The sequence below is a fragment of the Arthrobacter sp. G.S.26 genome (assembly GCF_050847375.1).
Lineage (GTDB): Bacteria > Actinomycetota > Actinomycetes > Actinomycetales > Micrococcaceae > Arthrobacter.
In genome coordinates, this window is record NZ_CP193752.1 from 1,418,170 (window position 1) to 1,433,785 (window position 15,616).

At 66.9% G+C, this 15,616-nt stretch carries 14 protein-coding genes and 3 tRNA genes; 12 read left to right on the forward strand and 5 right to left on the reverse strand.

From position 1 onward, the window contains the following. Nucleotides 1-12: 12 nt before the first annotated feature. Both ACRB8A_RS06425 and ACRB8A_RS06430 read right to left on the reverse strand, forming a co-directional pair. Complete coding sequence (locus tag ACRB8A_RS06425) at nt 13-831, reverse strand: lysophospholipid acyltransferase family protein (RefSeq protein ID WP_432245857.1); 819 nt, start codon at nt 829-831, stop codon at nt 13-15. A 2-nt stretch (nt 832-833) separates the two neighbouring features. Then, nucleotides 834-1,619 carry an alpha/beta hydrolase gene (locus ACRB8A_RS06430; protein ID WP_432245858.1) on the reverse strand — a complete coding sequence of 262 codons (786 nt, stop codon included), beginning with the start codon at nt 1,617-1,619 and terminating at the stop codon, nt 834-836. Between the two features lie 111 nt (nt 1,620-1,730). Between ACRB8A_RS06430 and ACRB8A_RS06435 the strand changes: the two genes are divergently transcribed. The 6 genes from ACRB8A_RS06435 to ACRB8A_RS06460 all read left to right on the forward strand — a co-directional run bounded on the left by ACRB8A_RS06435 (nt 1,731) and on the right by ACRB8A_RS06460 (nt 8,030). Then, nucleotides 1,731-3,164: a YibE/F family protein gene (locus ACRB8A_RS06435; RefSeq protein ID WP_432245859.1), complete on the forward strand. Its 1,434-nt coding sequence runs from the start codon at nt 1,731-1,733 to the stop codon at nt 3,162-3,164. A 70-nt stretch (nt 3,165-3,234) separates the two neighbouring features. Beyond that, nucleotides 3,235-4,413 carry a tRNA dihydrouridine synthase DusB gene (gene dusB, locus ACRB8A_RS06440; RefSeq protein ID WP_432245860.1) on the forward strand — a complete coding sequence of 393 codons (1,179 nt, stop codon included), beginning with the start codon at nt 3,235-3,237 and terminating at the stop codon, nt 4,411-4,413. Continuing rightward, entirely contained in the window at nt 4,406-5,695 is a 1,290-nt protein-coding gene (locus tag ACRB8A_RS06445) for a deoxyguanosinetriphosphate triphosphohydrolase (protein WP_056598991.1), read from the forward strand. The genes dusB and ACRB8A_RS06445 overlap by 8 nt, the downstream gene beginning before the upstream one ends. A gap of 52 nt (nt 5,696-5,747) precedes the next feature. Continuing rightward, the gene (gene dnaG, locus ACRB8A_RS06450; protein WP_050685448.1) at nt 5,748-7,682 is read left to right on the forward strand and encodes a DNA primase; all 1,935 of its coding nucleotides are present in this window, start codon (nt 5,748-5,750) and stop codon (nt 7,680-7,682) included. Between the two features lie 79 nt (nt 7,683-7,761). Further along, a tRNA-Asn gene (locus ACRB8A_RS06455) sits at nt 7,762-7,834 on the forward strand. A 123-nt stretch (nt 7,835-7,957) separates the two neighbouring features. Continuing rightward, nucleotides 7,958-8,030, forward strand: a tRNA-Asn gene (locus tag ACRB8A_RS06460). A gap of 52 nt (nt 8,031-8,082) precedes the next feature. Here ACRB8A_RS06460 and ACRB8A_RS06465 read toward each other — a convergent pair. The 3 genes from ACRB8A_RS06465 to ACRB8A_RS06475 are packed head-to-tail and all read right to left on the reverse strand — an operon-like array spanning nt 8,083 to nt 9,988. Then, nucleotides 8,083-8,490, reverse strand: coding sequence for a hypothetical protein (locus ACRB8A_RS06465; protein WP_056598989.1), 408 nt, complete (start codon nt 8,488-8,490; stop codon nt 8,083-8,085). Nucleotides 8,491-8,547: 57 nt separating this feature from the next. Continuing rightward, complete coding sequence (locus tag ACRB8A_RS06470; protein WP_050685450.1) at nt 8,548-8,730, reverse strand: hypothetical protein; 183 nt, start codon at nt 8,728-8,730, stop codon at nt 8,548-8,550. 34 nt (nt 8,731-8,764) lie between these two features. After that, nucleotides 8,765-9,988: a multidrug effflux MFS transporter gene (locus ACRB8A_RS06475; RefSeq protein WP_432245861.1), complete on the reverse strand. Its 1,224-nt coding sequence runs from the start codon at nt 9,986-9,988 to the stop codon at nt 8,765-8,767. A gap of 183 nt (nt 9,989-10,171) precedes the next feature. Between ACRB8A_RS06475 and ACRB8A_RS06480 the strand changes: the two genes are divergently transcribed. The 6 genes from ACRB8A_RS06480 (at nt 10,172) to ACRB8A_RS06505 (ending at nt 15,588) form a co-directional block, all read left to right on the forward strand. Continuing rightward, the gene (locus tag ACRB8A_RS06480) at nt 10,172-11,023 is read left to right on the forward strand and encodes a phage holin family protein (protein ID WP_050685452.1); all 852 of its coding nucleotides are present in this window, start codon (nt 10,172-10,174) and stop codon (nt 11,021-11,023) included. A 78-nt stretch (nt 11,024-11,101) separates the two neighbouring features. Beyond that, complete coding sequence (locus tag ACRB8A_RS06485) at nt 11,102-11,725, forward strand: CDP-alcohol phosphatidyltransferase family protein (RefSeq protein ID WP_056598986.1); 624 nt, start codon at nt 11,102-11,104, stop codon at nt 11,723-11,725. Beyond that, nucleotides 11,725-12,633 (forward strand): DMT family transporter, encoded by a 909-nt coding sequence (locus ACRB8A_RS06490; protein ID WP_050685454.1) that lies wholly within the window; start codon nt 11,725-11,727, stop codon nt 12,631-12,633. The genes ACRB8A_RS06485 and ACRB8A_RS06490 overlap by 1 nt, the downstream gene beginning before the upstream one ends. Before the next feature lie 146 nt (nt 12,634-12,779). Further along, nucleotides 12,780-13,976: a glycosyltransferase gene (locus tag ACRB8A_RS06495; RefSeq protein ID WP_056598983.1), complete on the forward strand. Its 1,197-nt coding sequence runs from the start codon at nt 12,780-12,782 to the stop codon at nt 13,974-13,976. 75 nt (nt 13,977-14,051) lie between these two features. Next, nucleotides 14,052-14,125 (forward strand) — tRNA-Ile (locus ACRB8A_RS06500). A gap of 272 nt (nt 14,126-14,397) precedes the next feature. Further along, nucleotides 14,398-15,588, forward strand: a complete 1,191-nt coding sequence (locus ACRB8A_RS06505) for an acyl-CoA dehydrogenase family protein (protein ID WP_050685456.1) — start codon at nt 14,398-14,400, stop codon at nt 15,586-15,588. The last annotated feature ends 28 nt before the right edge of the window (nt 15,589-15,616 follow it).

Below are 15,616 nucleotides of genomic sequence, written 5' to 3' on the forward strand. Positions count from 1 at the left end.
CAGCGTGGACCGTCAGCGGGGACCACGACGGCGGCCCCTGGCTGCGTCCTCGGCGTCCAGCAGGGCCCGCTCGGCGTCGGACGGTGCTCCGCCGCCAAGATGGGCGGGCTGCCACCACGCACCAGGGCGGGCCGGCAACGGAAAGTCGTCAGTGCAGCGGTCGATGCCGGCCTGCAGCTCCTCCCGGAGCGCAGCAGTCGCCGCCTCGGCGTCTACCCCCGGCGCATACCGTACGGGTTCGCCCACCTGGACCCGGACCGGAGCCCGCCAGGTACGCCGGGCCGAAAAACCGTGCCCGCGGGTGAGTAGCCGGTGCGCACCCCACACGGACACCGGGATCACGGGAACCCCGGCCTCCGCCGCCATCCGGACCACACCCGTCCTGCACTCCCGGACGGTGAAACTGCGGCTCACGCCTGCCTCCGGGAAAACCGCCAGGTATTCGCCGGCACGGAGTTTGGCCACGGCGGCGTCGTAGGCGTCCTTGCGCTCCGTGTATCCCACCACCACGTGCCCGGACGCGCTGATGGCCGGTCCGGCGAACCAGTGGTCGGCGGCGCCCTGGTGGATGAGGAACCTGAGCTGCGCCCGGGCGTGCTTCCACAGCAGCAGCTCAGCCACCGCGAAGTCCAGGTAGCCGAAATGCGTCACGGCAAACACCGCGCCGGTCCCGGGCCGGACCGGCCGGGACGCACGCAGCCGCGGGGCAGGTGCCGGCAGGTTCTCCTGGCCCGTGGTGATGATGCGGACCCTGAACGCTGCCCGCAGCGCCAGCCCGGTCCGCACCACCAGGCGGTAGAAGCGGTCACTCGGCGCCGGGCGCCACGGCATCCTCACAAGGTGACCTGGACTGCTGATTCCGGCAGCAGTTGGGCATACGAGCGGGGGACCGGGGCGCCGGCACGCGTGGACTCGTTGAAGGCGCTCAGGACAAAGCCGGTGGCCAGTCCCTGCCAGAGCCGGAACTTGCGGAGCATAAAGTGCCCGGCCCCGTTCAGGGTCACGTACTGCATGCTGGCTGCGGATCTAGAGGCCCGGCGGGCGAAAGCCAACGACTGGGCGGCGCTGGTCCAGCGGTCCACGGTGCCGTGCACAATCAGCACTTTCCGGCCAGCCACCCCTGTGGCAGGCGTTTCCGGGCTGAGCCACGGCGCAAGGGCCACCACTGCCTCGACCTGGGGGTGGTCGGCGGCGCAGACGGCGGTCAGGCCGCCCATCGAGTGGCCCAGCAGGTAGATGGGCACGCCGGGATGTTTTTCGGTGATCTGCGCCAGCGCCCAGCGGGCATCACGCAGGGGTGACATGTCGGGTCCGTTCCAGCCCCGGACGCTGTTCCGCAGGGACCAGACGGCCAGGCCGCTGCGCCCGCCCGCACGGTGCAGCTGGCGGGCAAAGGGAATCATCCGGGCCGGGCTCAGATGGCGTGCCTCCACGGGCTCGCGGCTGCGGGACTTGCCGCCGTGCAGCACCAGCACCACGCCCTTGGTGGCACCGGATGCCGGCAGGACGGTGAGGACCGCCTGGTGGCTGTGGCCCGGTGTTCCCTGGGCGGCCTGCTGCCCACTGCTGTCAGTACTTCGGTTGGCCACGCTTGGTACCTCCCAGTCCCGGTCATCCATTTATCAACCCTAAGGTGCCGGAAGTAGAGTTCAACGCATGAGGTTTTTCTGCTGATGGGAGCCGGCCACTCCCACGCTTCACAAGGTCATTCGGAGCCAACCCCGGAAGCGATGGCCGCACGGCGCAAAGCCAACCGCATCCTCGCGGCCATCCTGATTCCCCTCACCCTGCTGACGCTCGCGGGGATGGCGATGCTCTGGCCCTCCGGCAGCAAGGAGGGCATCTCGCTGGCCAATCCGTACGCTGCGGCACCCGGTGTGACGTTTGATACCGGCACCATCCAGAGTGTGAGCGTCGAAAGCTGTATGCAGGGTTCTACGGCGGCGCCCGGGGCGGCCGGGCAGCAGGCGGGCCCGGACGCAGCCCAGGGGGCCAATCAAGGCTCCGACTGCACCTTCGCCTCGACCGAGCCGGACAAGGGCGGCAACCCGGTCAAGGTGGTCATCAACCCGGACGTTGCAGCCTCGCACGGCGTGAAACCCGGCGACCAGATCAGGTACCTGAACCTGTCCAACGCCCAGGGCGCCTCCGCCACGCAGGCATCACCCGCCTACATCTTTGTGGACTTCGTCAGGACCCTTCCCATTGTGCTGCTGGCCCTGCTGTACGCGGCAGTGGTGATCGCTGTGGCCCGCTGGCGTGGCCTGCGTGCTCTGGTGGGACTGGTGGGCGCCTACTTTGTGCTGGCCGGCTTTATGCTGCCCGGCCTGGTGGAGGGCAAACCGCCGCTGCTCCTGGCGCTGGTGGGATCCACGGTGATCATGATCGGGGTCCTGTACTTTGCCCATGGTTTCTCGGCCCGGACGTCCACGGCGCTGTTGGGCACCATGTTCGGGCTGGGCATTACGGCGCTGCTGGCTGCCTGGGCCACCGACGCCGCCAACCTTGCCGGTGTTGGTAATCACGACGCCAGTACCCTTATCAACACCTCGGCCAACATCTCCATCTCCGGGGTGATCCTGTGCGGCCTCATCATCTCCGGGCTCGGCGTCCTCAACGACGTGACCATCACGCAGTCCTCGGCCGTGTGGGAGCTCTACGAGCTGGCCCCGGAGAGCAGCGCCCGGAAGCTCTTCACCTCCGCGATGCGGATTGGCCGGGACCACATCGCCTCCACGGTCTACACCATCGCCTTCGCCTATGCCGGCGCCGCCCTGCCCATCCTCATCATCGTGATGCTGTACGACCGGCCCCTGGGCGAGACCCTCACCAGCGCCGAACTGTCCGAGGAAGTCATCAGGACCCTCGTCGGATCCATCGGCCTGGTCCTGGCCATCCCCGTGACCACCCTGATCGCCGTCCTGGTGGTCAAGGCCACCAGCATCCGCCACGCCGGCGGTTCCGGCGCAAAAGCCGGCGTTTCGGCAGGCGCAACAGCGGCCAATGGAACGGCCGACGGCGGCGGAACGGACGGCGGAACTGCCGACGGCGGCGCAGCCAGGGACAGCCGGCGGCTGGATACCGGGAGCCTCGCCGCAGCCGCAACGGCAGCGGGGGACGAAGCGGCGGCCACCCGGCGGGGCCGGCGGGCAGACCGGGGCTGAGGCAGGCCCCGGGGCCGCTGGCCGCCCTGACCTTCCGGCACGATTTGCCCGGCTTTGCAACAATGGACAGGTGACTGTTGTAGCAACCCCGCCCGCTCCCAAGCTGGAACTCCCGCCCCTGAAGCTGGGACCCCTCACCGTGGACACGCCGGTGATCCTGGCGCCCATGGCCGGTATTACCAATTCCGCGTTCCGCCGCCTCTGCCGCGAGTACGGCGGCGGCATGTACGTGGCCGAAATGGTGACCTCCCGCGCCCTGGTGGAGCGGACCCCCGAATCGCTGCGCATCATCTCCCACGACGACGATGAAAAGGTCCGCTCGGTCCAGCTGTACGGCGTGGACCCCGTCACCGTGGGCGCCGCCGTCAGGATGCTGGTGGAAGAGGACCGCGCAGACCACATCGACCTGAACTTCGGCTGCCCGGTGCCCAAGGTCACCCGCCGCGGCGGCGGCTCGGCCCTGCCCTGGAAAACGGACCTGTTCACCTCGATCGTGCAGACCGCCGTCCGGGAAGCGGGCAAGGGCAACGTCCCGCTGACCATCAAGATGCGCAAAGGCATCGACGATGACCACCTGACGTACCTCGAGGCCGGCCGGATCGCCCGTGATTCCGGGGTGGCCGCCGTCGCCCTCCACGGCCGCACTGCCGCCCAGTTCTACTCCGGCCAGGCTGACTGGTCCGCCATCGCGCGCCTCCGTGAGGCCCTGCCGGACATTCCCGTGCTGGGCAACGGCGACATCTGGTCCGCTGAGGATGCCGTCCGGATGGTCCGCGAGACCGGCGTCGACGGCGTGGTCATTGGCCGCGGCTGCCAGGGCCGGCCGTGGCTCTTCGGCGACCTGCAGGCCGCCTTCGAAGGCAAGGACATCCGGCACACGCCCAACCTGGGCCAGGTGGCGCAGGGCGTGTACCGGCATGCTGAACTGATGGTGGAGACCTTCGGCGACGAGGGCAAGGCCCTCCGCGAGATCCGCAAGCACATCGCCTGGTACTTCAAGGGGTACGTGGTGGGCGGCGAGCTCCGCACCCGGATGGCTCTGGTGAACAGCCTCGAGGAACTGCGCGCGGCCCTGGCCGAGCTCGACGCGGAGTCCCCGTACCCGGGCGGCGACGCCGAAGGCCCCCGCGGCCGGGCCGGCTCACCCAAAAAACCTGCCCTGCCTAAAGACTGGCTGGAATCCCGGGCCCTGAACGCCTACCAGTCCCGCGACATCTCCGCCGCAGAACTGGACGTTTCCGGTGGCTGAAACCCGCACTGCTGCGCCGGTCCTTCCCGGCTACAACGCGGACGACTCCGCGCGCTGGGTGGAGGAACCCCCCAAAACCACCTACCGGTCCGACTTTGAACGCGACCGGGCCCGGGTGCTGCACTCCTCCGCCCTGCGGCGGCTGGGCGCCAAAACCCAGGTGGTGGCACCGGACACGGACGACTTCGTCCGGACCCGGCTGACGCACAGCCTCGAAGTGGCGCAGGTGGGCCGGGAACTGGGCCGCACCCTGGGCTGCGACCCGGACGTGGTGGACACCGCCTGCCTCAGCCACGACCTGGGCCATCCGCCCTTCGGCCATAACGGCGAATCGGCGCTCAACGAGGTTGCGCATGCGATCGGCGGGTTTGAAGGCAACGCCCAGACCCTCCGGCTGCTGACCCGCCTTGAACCGAAAGTGCTGACGGTGGACGGCCAGCCTGCCGGGCTGAACCTCACCCGGGCCAGCCTTGACGCCGCCTCAAAGTACCCCTGGTCGGCCCTGGAAGCCCCGGTGATCCACGGCCAGCGGACCAGCAAGTTCGGCGCCTACGAGGACGACCTGCCCATCTTCACCTGGCTGCGGCAAGGCGCCCCGGAACGCCGGTCCTGCCTCGAAGCCCAGGTCATGGACCTGGCCGACGACATCTCCTACTCCGTCCACGACGTGGAGGACGCGATTGTGGCCGGGCACTTCCAGCTGGGCTGGATGAAAAACCCGGACCACCGGGCCCGGGTGGTGGGCTATGCCAAGCAGTGGTACCTGCCGCACAACGATCCGGCCGCCATCGACGCGGCCCTGGCCCGGCTCGAAGCCACCGACGTGTGGGTCCGGGAGGCCGACGGCAGCCGGAAAGCCATGGCGGCCCTGAAAAACATGACCAGCCAGCTGATCGGCCGGTTCTGCCAGAGCGCTTTGGAAGCCACCCGCGCGGTTTACGGCCCCGAAAACCTCACCCGGTACAACGCCGAGTTGATGGTCCCGGATGAAACAGTGATGGAAATCGCCGTGATGAAGGGCCTGGCCACCACCTTCGTGATGACCACCGACCACCGGCAGCCCATCTACGAACGCCAGCGCGAGGTGCTGCACGCCCTGGTCACCGCCCTCAGCGCCACCGGCGACAGGCACCTGGAGCCCATGTTCGCCGCGGACTGGCGCGACGCGGCCGACGACGATGCCCGGCTCCGGGTGGTCATCGACCAGGTGGCGTCCTTGACTGACGGCTCGGCCCTGGCCATGTATGAGCGCCTGGTGGGGAGCCTGCCGTCGCTGTGGTGAGGCCGGTTACCCCCGGCCCGGCACTGTCAGTGGCCCGGACTAGGATGGCATTGTGGCCGGCCTGATCAAACGCGAAGACATTGACGAAGTACGCGAACGCACGGACATCAAGGAAGTGGTGGACGGCTACGTCACCCTCAAGGGCGCCGGGCTGGGAACGTTCAAGGGACTGTGTCCCTTCCACGACGAAAGGTCCCCGTCGTTTACCGTCCGTCCGCAAGTGGGCCGCTACCACTGCTTCGGCTGCGGCGAAGACGGCGACGTCATCGCCTTCGTCCAGAAACAGGACCACAGCTCCTTCCACGAGGCGGTGGAGAAGCTGGCCGCCAGGATCGGCTACGAACTGCGGTACGAGGACGGCGGCAGCGGGCCCAGCCGGGAGGAAGTGGGCCGCCGGCAGCGGCTCCTGGACGCCCACAAAATCGCCGACGAATTCTTCCGCGCCCAGCTCCTGACGCCCGGCGCCGCCGAGGGCCGGAACTTCCTGTTTGGGCGCGGCTTCGATCGGGCCGCCGCCGAGCACTTTGGCGTGGGTTACGCACCCCAGGGCTGGGACGCGCTGCTGAAACACCTCCGTGGCCGCGGTTTCACGGACGCCGAACTGAAGCTGACCGGCATGTTTTCGGAAGGCAACCGGGGCATCTACGACCGCTTCCGGGGCCGGCTGGTCTGGCCCATCAAGGACATCGCCGGGGACACCATCGGCTTCGGCGCGCGCAAACTCTACGAGGACGACCAAGGCCCCAAGTACCTCAACACCCCCGAAACCACGCTGTACAAGAAGTCCCAGGTCCTTTACGGCATCGACCTCGCCAAACGCAGCATCGCCAAGGACCGGCAGTTGGTGGTGGTGGAAGGCTACACGGACGTGATGGCCTGCCACCTCGCAGGAATCACGACGGCGGTGGCCACCTGCGGCACCGCGTTCGGCACCGAGCACATCAAGGTTTCCCGCCGGCTGCTTTCGGACGACGGCACCGGCGGCGAAGTGGTCTTCTGCTTCGACGGCGACGCCGCCGGGCAGAAAGCTGCCCTGCGCGCCTTCGAGGAGGACCAGCGGTTCACCGCGCAGACCTATGTGGCGGTGGAACCCACCGGGGCGGATCCGTGCGACCTGCGCCAGACCCGCGGCGACGCGGCCGTCAGGGACCTGATCAGCAGCCGCCGGCCGCTGTTCGAATTCGCCATCCGCGCCTCCCTGAAGCGCCACAACCTGGACACCGTGGAAGGCCGCGTCGCCGCGCTGCGCGAAGCGGCACCGGTGGTGGGCCAGATCCGCGACGGCGGCATCAGGCCCGGCTACGCCCGTGAACTGGCAGGCTGGCTGGGCATGTCCGTCGAAGAGGTCAACCGGGCCGTGGCGGTTGCCATAAAACGCGCCCCGGCGGGCATGCAGGGCGGGGCAGGGCCTGTGGCGGCTCAACAGGGCGGCCAGGCTGCCGCAAGGCCCGCGGAAGCCGGCGGGCCCGGTGTTGCTGCCGGTCCGGCGTCGGGCGCTGTCCCGTCCTACCACCGGCCTGACCCGCGGGACCCTGTGGCGTCCATGGAGCGCCAGGCGCTCGAAGTGGCCCTTCAGGAGCCGGCCGTGCTGGCGGGGGAGGTGTGGGACCGTTTTACGGCCGCCCGCTTCGCCACCCCCGCGTTCCAGGCCGTGCATGACGCCATGCGCGCCACGGGGCACGGCCTGACCGCCGAGCCTGTGCGGTGGGTGGAGCATGTGATGCACGAGGTGCCGGAGCCGTTGCGCCCGCTGGTGTCCGAACTTGCGGTGGTGCCGTTGCCGGCCAGCACGGAGGAAGCGGTGCAGAAATACTGCCGGGACATCCTTTCGCGCCTGTTCGAGCTGCAGATCACCCGGGTCAAGGCGGACAAGATGGGGCAGTTGCAGCGGCTGGACCCTGCCGCGGACCCGGAGGCCTACCAGCGGCTCAACCGGGAACTGATGATGCTGGAAATGGAACGCAGGGCGCTGCGCGCGGAGACCTGAGTTCCAGGCACGCAGCGGCCGGCCGCGGCGCCGATTTCGTTTCCCGGCCCGGAGTTTGCTAGGCTATTACCTGCTTCATTCCTCCTTAGCTCAATTGGCAGAGCATTCGACTGTTAATCGAAGGGTTGCTGGTTCAAGTCCAGCAGGAGGAGCGCACAATCCCCGTTCCGGGTTCCCGGGACGGGGATTTTTGTTTTCCCGGGGTGCCGGAATTCCGCGGGATTCCGCCGATTTCCATTGCCTGTGATCCTTTGCTAATGTCATACCTGCTTCATTCCTCCTTAGCTCAATTGGCAGAGCATTCGACTGTTAATCGAAGGGTTGCTGGTTCAAGTCCAGCAGGAGGAGCAAACCGGAAAATCCCCGTCCCGCCGCTGGCAGGACGGGGATTTTTTGTTCCCTAGGCAAAGTCCATTTCAACCTGGAGGAAGCGCTCAGCTTCAACAACCGCGGCCAGGAAGGCTTCCTGTTCGGTGGGGGAGGTGCGCGGCTGGCGCGGGTTCCATTCGTGGGGCGCTGAATGGACGCGGACGAAGCCGGCATCGGCGGGCGCGTAGAAGATCCCGAAGCGCTGCACGGGCCATTCAGGGGACGTTTCCGGGGCTACCAGCAGCGCGGCGTTGAAGGCCGGATTGAACCACTGGGCGATGGGCCGCCGCCGGTCCCCGTTGAACAGGCCTGCAGCGTACAGGGCAGCGGACTGCTGGCCTGTCTGGGCGCACAGCCGGTCCCACCACAGTGGCAGTATCTGGTTATCGCACCGTTGCCATGTGGCCGGTAGTGGCGGCTGGTCCTGCCGTTTGGGCACGGGCCCATTTTATCGCGGATCAGCCGATTATCGGCGGCCGTTGTGGTTTCCGGTGCGTCATCGCCGCTTGCGGGGTCCGGGATTAACCCGGTAGAGCACTGCGGAGCCCACCAGCGCGCCCAGCACGATGCCAACGGCCGGGCTGCCCAGCATCCGGCCGGCAAAATAGCCGGCGACGGCGCCCAGCACCGCGCCGAGGAAAAGGCCCCTGCCGTTGCGGTGCGGACGGCCGCGGGTCATGCCGGGCTCCCGGGCTGTGCCGGGCGTGCGGGTGTCACTGGATGGCCGGAACGGTGCGGGGCCGGACCACCAGCCACAGGGACGCGATGGAAAGCAGGATGCAGGCGGCCTGCACCGCACCCATCGGGGTGGCGCTCTCGATCCCCAGCCAGCCCACCACAGGTGAAATCAGCCCGGCGGCCATAAACGTCGCGGCACCCAGCAGGGACGCCGCCGTGCCGGCCTGGGCTGCGTGGTTGGCCAGCGCCAGGACCTGGACGCACGGGAACATAAAGCCAGTACCCAGGATGTAGAACCACAGCGGCACCAGGACGCCCCAGAGCCCGAAGCCCAGCTGGTCGAACACCACAATCAGCACAGCCATCACAAACATCCAGGCGGTGGCGCAGGCCAGGATCCACTGCGGGGGCACCCGGCGGATCAGCCGGGAGCTGGTCTGCACACCTGCCACAATCCCCAGCGAGTTGATGCCAAACAGGAGTCCGTACTCCTGCGGGGAAAATCCAAACACGTCCTGGAACAGGAACGGCGAGGCAGAAAGGTACGTGAACAGGCCACCGAAGTTCATCCCTGCAACGATGAGCAGGCCCACAAAGATCCGGTCGCTGAACAGCACCCGGTACCGCTGCCGCATGGTCAGGCCGCTTTGGCCCCGCTTTTCGGGTGGAAGCGTCTCGCGGACCAGGAACAGGGCCGCGATGATCACCAAGGTGCCGTAGGAGGCGAGGAACACAAAGATTCCCGGCCACGGCATCACCAGCAGCAGCTGCGAGCCGATGACGGGTGCCAGGATCGGGGCAAGGCCGTTGACCAGCGCCATCCGGGAGAACATCCGCACCATGGCGTACCCCGAGAACAGGTCCCGCACCATTGCCATGGCCACCACGCCGCCGCCGGCGGCACCGATGCCCATCAGGACACGGAAGATACCCAGCGTGGTGATGTCCGTTGACAGCGCTGCGCCGAGGGACGCCATGATGTGAAGGGCAGTGGCCAGGATCAGCGGCGCCCGGCGGCCAAACCTGTCACTGATGGGTCCCACCACCAGCTGCCCCAGGGCAAAGCCCACCGTGGTGCCCGCCAGGGTCAGTTGCACCTGGGCTTCCGTGACTCCAAGGCTCGCCTCCAGCGCCGGGAACGCAGGCAGGTACAGGTCGATGGTGAACGGGCCCAAGGCCGTCAGGGCGCCGAGGAGAAGGATGTACAGGAGTTTCCGGCGCCGGCTCAGCAGGTCGCCCGGATTGGCGGAAGTGGTCACGGACAACAATCCTAGGCCCGCCGGCGTACCTTTTTTCAGCGTTGTAGTCCGCGCCGCTCCGGCAAGCCCCGAAGTTCGCCCTGAACCTGAATGATAGTTTTGGTGGCGGGGAAGGTGCACGTGCACCATCCCGCAGCGCAGGGAAGCAATATTGACCCCCAGATTTTTAGTAAGGCGGAACCGATGAGTGGACGTCACAGCGGGCGGACCAGCCCGGGATTGCGCTTCACCGCGCTGCCGGGGACGCTGAAGCTCCTTTCCCGGCTGGCGCCCCGCCAGCTGAACGACGAAATCGCATTCGCCAAGGTGGAGCTCAAACGCAAGGGGATCCAGCTGGGCGTCGCCGCTGCGTTCTTCGGCGTGGCCCTGGTGTTCGTGCTGATGCTGGTGGTTGCCCTCATCGTGGCAGCGATCATGGGGCTGGCCACCATCATGCCGGCGTGGCTTGCCGCGCTGGCCGTGGCCGGTGTGTTCCTGCTGATTGCCCTGATCGGCGGCCTGATCGGACTCAGGAAACTCAAGCAGGCAATGCCGCTGGTGCCGGAGGAAACCATCCGCGGCATCCGCCATGACCTCGGCGTCGCCAAGGAAGGTTCCGCCTTCAACCCGGCAATCCTGGACCCCAACAGCCCCGAAGCCAAGGCAGCGAAGGCCGCCAAGGAAGAGGCCGCGGCAAAGGCCAAGGCCGAAAAGGAAGCCAAGGAGGCGGAGCACCGGAAGGAATTCCCACACGCCTCCGAACCCGAACTGGCCCGCCGCCTGGGCCAGCGCCGCCACCACCTGGCCGAGGTCCGCGACGACCTCGGCACCCAGCTGGACGTCCGGACCCAGTCCCGGTACCTGTTGGGTGTGGCGCAGGACAAGGCCCGCGAGGGACAGGCCGCAGCCGCGCACGGGGCGGACGTGGCCGGCCGGAAGCTGGCCGGTTTCTCCGAATCGACTGACTTGCCCAACCGGTGGAAGCCGCTGGCAGCCCTGGCCGCCGCAGGCGCCGCCCTGGTGGTCCTGATCCGGAAACTCATCCGCACCTACTAGCCCCCGCAGCACGCAGCGGCCGCCGGATCACAGCACAACAAGAAAACCGCATGACGCGGAACAAGGGAAGGGGACCTGGTGAAGTTTATTGGCGCCGGTTCCAGCCCAGACCGCCCCCAGGTGGACCACGACCTCATCTTCACCATTCCCAACCTGCTCACCGTCATCCGGTTCATGGGTGTCCCGCTGTTCATCTGGCTGGTCCTGGCCCGGCAGGAGTACGGTGCCGGGGTAGTGGTCCTGGCGGTGATGGCCGGCACCGACTGGGTTGATGGCTATGTGGCCCGCCGCTTCGACCAGGCTTCCAGACTGGGCCGGGTCATGGACCCCATCGCCGACCGCCTGGCGCTGATCGCCGTCGCGGTCACCCTGGTGATCGCCGGTGTTGTGCATTGGCTGTACCTGGCCGCACTGGTGGTTCCGGACGCCGTGCTCCTGGTCCTTACGCTGTTCTTCTTTCGCGGCCACCCGGACCTGCCGGTCAGTTCCGTCGGGAAGATCCGCACCGGCCTGCTCCTGCTGGGCACGCCCATGCTGCTCCTATCCCGGCTGGATACCGGATCCTCCGCCGCTTTGTTTACCGCGGCCTGGATTGTGCTCATCCTGGGCCTGATCGGCCACTGGATTGCCGCCTACAACTATTTCTGGGCCATCCTGCGTAAAGGCCGGCTGCATGCCGCTACCGACGGCGGGAACGCCTGATGGTGTGGCTTGCCGTCATCCTGGCGGTCCTGGGCGCCTTCTGCCTGGCGCTGGGCGCCCAGCGCCAGGGGAGCGCCGTCAAGGCCGATACCGGCGGCCTTGCCTTGAGCTCGAACAGTTTCCTGCGCCTGCTGCGGAACCCGCGCTGGGTTTTCGGGCTGGTCCTGCTGGCGGTGGGCATGGGCATGAACGCCGTGGCGCTGGTGTCTGCACCCCTGACGGTGGTCCAGCCCATCGGGGCCATTGCCCTGGTCATCACCACCATCGTCAATGCCAGGGACCAAGATCTCACCATCAACCGGGCCACGGTGGTGGCCATCAGCGCCTGCGTGGCAGGCTCCGCCCTGTTTGTGCTCCTGGCGGTCAACGTCACCCAGGAAAACCACCACGTGAGCGTGGACAACGAGCTGACCATCGTGCTGCTGCTGGCGCTGGCCGTGGGGCTGTTCGGCACCCTCGCCGTCCTGTTCCGGCACCGGCTGAACGCATTCGTCTACATCCTGGGCGCCGGCGTGCTTTTTGGTTTTGTCGCCGTCCTTACCCGCATCATCGGCAAGCACCTCCTCGACCCGAACGGGCAGTTCCTGCTGAACGTCCAGTGGTACACCGTGGTGGCCATCATCGCTGCCGGCGGACTGGGGTCCTGGTTTGTGCAGAGTGCCTACTCGGCAGGACCGCCGGACCTGGTGATTGCAGGGCTGACGGTCATCGACCCGATCGTGGGCATCGCGATCGGCATTGTGATCCTCGGCGAACTGCGCCCGGATGTGCACGCCGTCATGGCGATTGCCATGGGAACCGCCGCTTCCCTTGCTATCGTTGGGGTGATTGCCCTTTCGCGGCACCATCCCGAGGTCACCAAGCGCAGGAAGGACGCGCGGAAGGCCGCGGGCCGGCCGCCGTCGTGAACCGCACCAGCGTGAACCAAACCAGCCCAGCAGTCGAGTAAGCCCAGCAGTCCAGTAAGCCCACGAGGCCCGGCGCCACCCCTGCCGGCAGCCAACCGTGCTGTCAGCCTCCGCTGTCCGCACCGTGACCATCAGGAGAAGTCCCCATGACCACGCCCGCAGACCAGCAGAAGCTGACAATTCTTATTGCCGCCGAAACCTACCCGCCCAATGTCAACGGCGCCGCCCAGTTCGGTTACCGCCTGGCAAAGGGGATGACCGGGCGAGGCCACAACGTGCACGTGCTGGCCGGCCGCCCGGAGAGCGGGAAGAGCTACACCGAATTCCGGTCCGAGGCCACCGTGCACCGGCTGCGCTCCCACCGGGCCTTCACCCACGAATCGTTCCGGATCTGCCTGCCGTGGGAGATCAAAAAGGAGATCAGCCTCCTCTTCGACCGGGTGCAGCCGGATGTGGTGCACATCCAGAGCCACTACATGATCGGCGAGCACGTCCTGTACGAGGCCGCAAAACGCGGCATCCGGATCATTGCCACCAACCACTTCATGCCGGAAAACCTCAACCCGTTCCTGCCGTTCCCGCAGTGGTTCAAGGACATTGTGGGCAAGGTGTCCTGGCGGGACATGGGCAAAGTGATGGGCCAGGCGGACGTGATCACCACCCCCACCCCGCTGGCAGCCAAAGCCATGCACGAACACGCCTTCCTGGGCAAAGTCCTGCCGCTGTCCAACGGGATCGATTCGGCCGCCTACGAACTGCAGCCCGGGGAGCAGCTGGAGCCGCACCCGCATCCCACGGTCATGTTTGCCGGCCGGCTGGCGGAGGAGAAGCACGTTGATGTGTTGATCCGGGCCATTGGCAAGACGCCTCCGGAACTGAACGTTCACCTGGAGATCGTGGGCGGTGGCGAGGTGCGTCCTGCCCTCGAAGCGCTGGTCCAAAAGCTTGGCCTTGGCAACCGGGTGAAGTTCCTGGGCCTTGCCACCGACGAGGACCTGCGGAAGGCCTACATCCTGGCGGACCTGTTCTGCATGCCCGGCACCGCCGAGCTGCAGTCCCTGGTGACCCTGGAAGCCATGTCGGCGTCCACGCCCGTGGTCCTCGCGGACGCCATGGCCCTGCCGCACCTGGTCCGGGACGGCGCCAACGGTTACCTCTTCATCCCCAACGACAGCGATGACCTGGCCAAGAAGATCACCCAGATCCTCGAACTGCCGGCTGACCAGCGGGCCGCCATGGGCCAGGCGAGCCGCAGGATGGTGGAACCGCACAGCATCGAAGGGACGCTGCAGACTTTCGAGGACCTCTACCGGGGAGCCTGCTACGAGGACAAGGTGGTCTGAACGCTTTCGCAGGTTTGCTAGAGTGTTTTTGCCCTCCGGTCCACCGGCAGGCGCCCACCCGGCGCCGGGCATCACGGGGCTATAGCTCAGCTGGTTAGAGCGCGGGACTCATAATCCTAAGGTCCTCGGTTCAAGTCCGAGTAGCCCTACCGCTCAAGTAATGCCCGGTTCCCGACACCTGTCGGCGGACCGGGCATTTTTTCGCTTTCCAGAGCCGGCGTTAGGGTCAGTGCCCTGCGCCCCCGCCGGATCAGTTCGCATCGTCGCTGAGCCTATGCCCAATGGCTCCACAGGGTGAGTCAACTGCGGAAGGGTGGCCGCGGTGCTTGGCTATTCAGCCTTCGTGCGGTAAGTTACTGACCAGTAACATCTGCTTTTTCGGGCGATCCCCGGTCAACGACGATTCCGCTGTGAGGTAACCATGTCCGCCACCCCTGCAGGCCTTAATACCCTTCCGTACGCCGACGGCGACTTCTTCGCGTTCGAGCAGCTCCTCACGCAGAAGGAGCAGGACCGGCTGGCTGAGATCAGGGACTTCCTGGCCCGCGAAGTAAAGCCCATCGCCGTTGACTGCTGGAACCGCGGCGAGTTCCCCATGGACCTGATTCCCAAGCTCGCGGAAATCGACCTGATCAGCCCCGTCCGGCGGCAAGGCCACTCGAACCTCTTCGCGGGGCTGGTTCACGCCGAACTGACCCGCGCCGACGCCTCCATCGCCACCTTCCTCGGCGTCCACGATGGCCTGTTTACCGGCTCCATCGAAGCCCTTGCCTCGCAGGAACAAAAGGATGCCTGGCTGCCGGACATCTACGCCATGAAGAAGATCGGCGCGTTTGGCCTGACCGAGCCGCTGGGCGGAAGCGACGTGGCCGGCGGGACCCGCACCACAGCCCGCCGCGACGGCGATTCCTGGATCCTCAACGGTGAAAAACGCTGGATCGGCAACGCCACCTTCTCGGACTGGGTGGTCATCTACGCCCGGGACCTGGACGACAACAAGGTCAAGGGCTTCCTGGTGGACACCAGCCTGCCGGGCTACTCGGCCACAAAGATCGAGAACAAGATCTCCCTGCGCACCGTCCAGAATGCCGACATCACCCTGACCAACGTGGTGGTGCCCGACTTCTTCAAGCTGGCGCACGCCAACAGCTTCCGCGACGTCAACAAAGTCCTCAAGGTCACCCGCCTCGGCGTTGCGTGGCAGGCAGTAGGCCAGCAGCTGGCAGCGTTCGACGTGGCCCGGAGTTATGCCGTGGAGCGCCAGCAGTTCGGCAGGCCGCTGGCATCCTTCCAGCTGGTCCAGAGCCAGCTGGTCAGCATCCTGGGCAACGCCGTCAGTTCCATGGGCATGATGGTCCGGCTGTCCCAGCTGGAGGACGCGGGTCAGGCCAAGGATGAGCAGTCGGCCCTGGCCAAGGCCTTCACCACCGAACGGATGCGGGACAGTGTGGCAATCGGCAGGAACATCCTGGGCGGCAACGGGATCGTCACCGACTACGGTATGGCCAAGATCTTCGCGGACGCCGAAGCCATCTACTCCTATGAGGGAACACACGAGATCAACACCCTGGTGACCGGCCGTGCCGTTACCGGGATCTCAGCGATCGTCTGACCGGGGCCCACTCCGCTGTCCCTCTTTA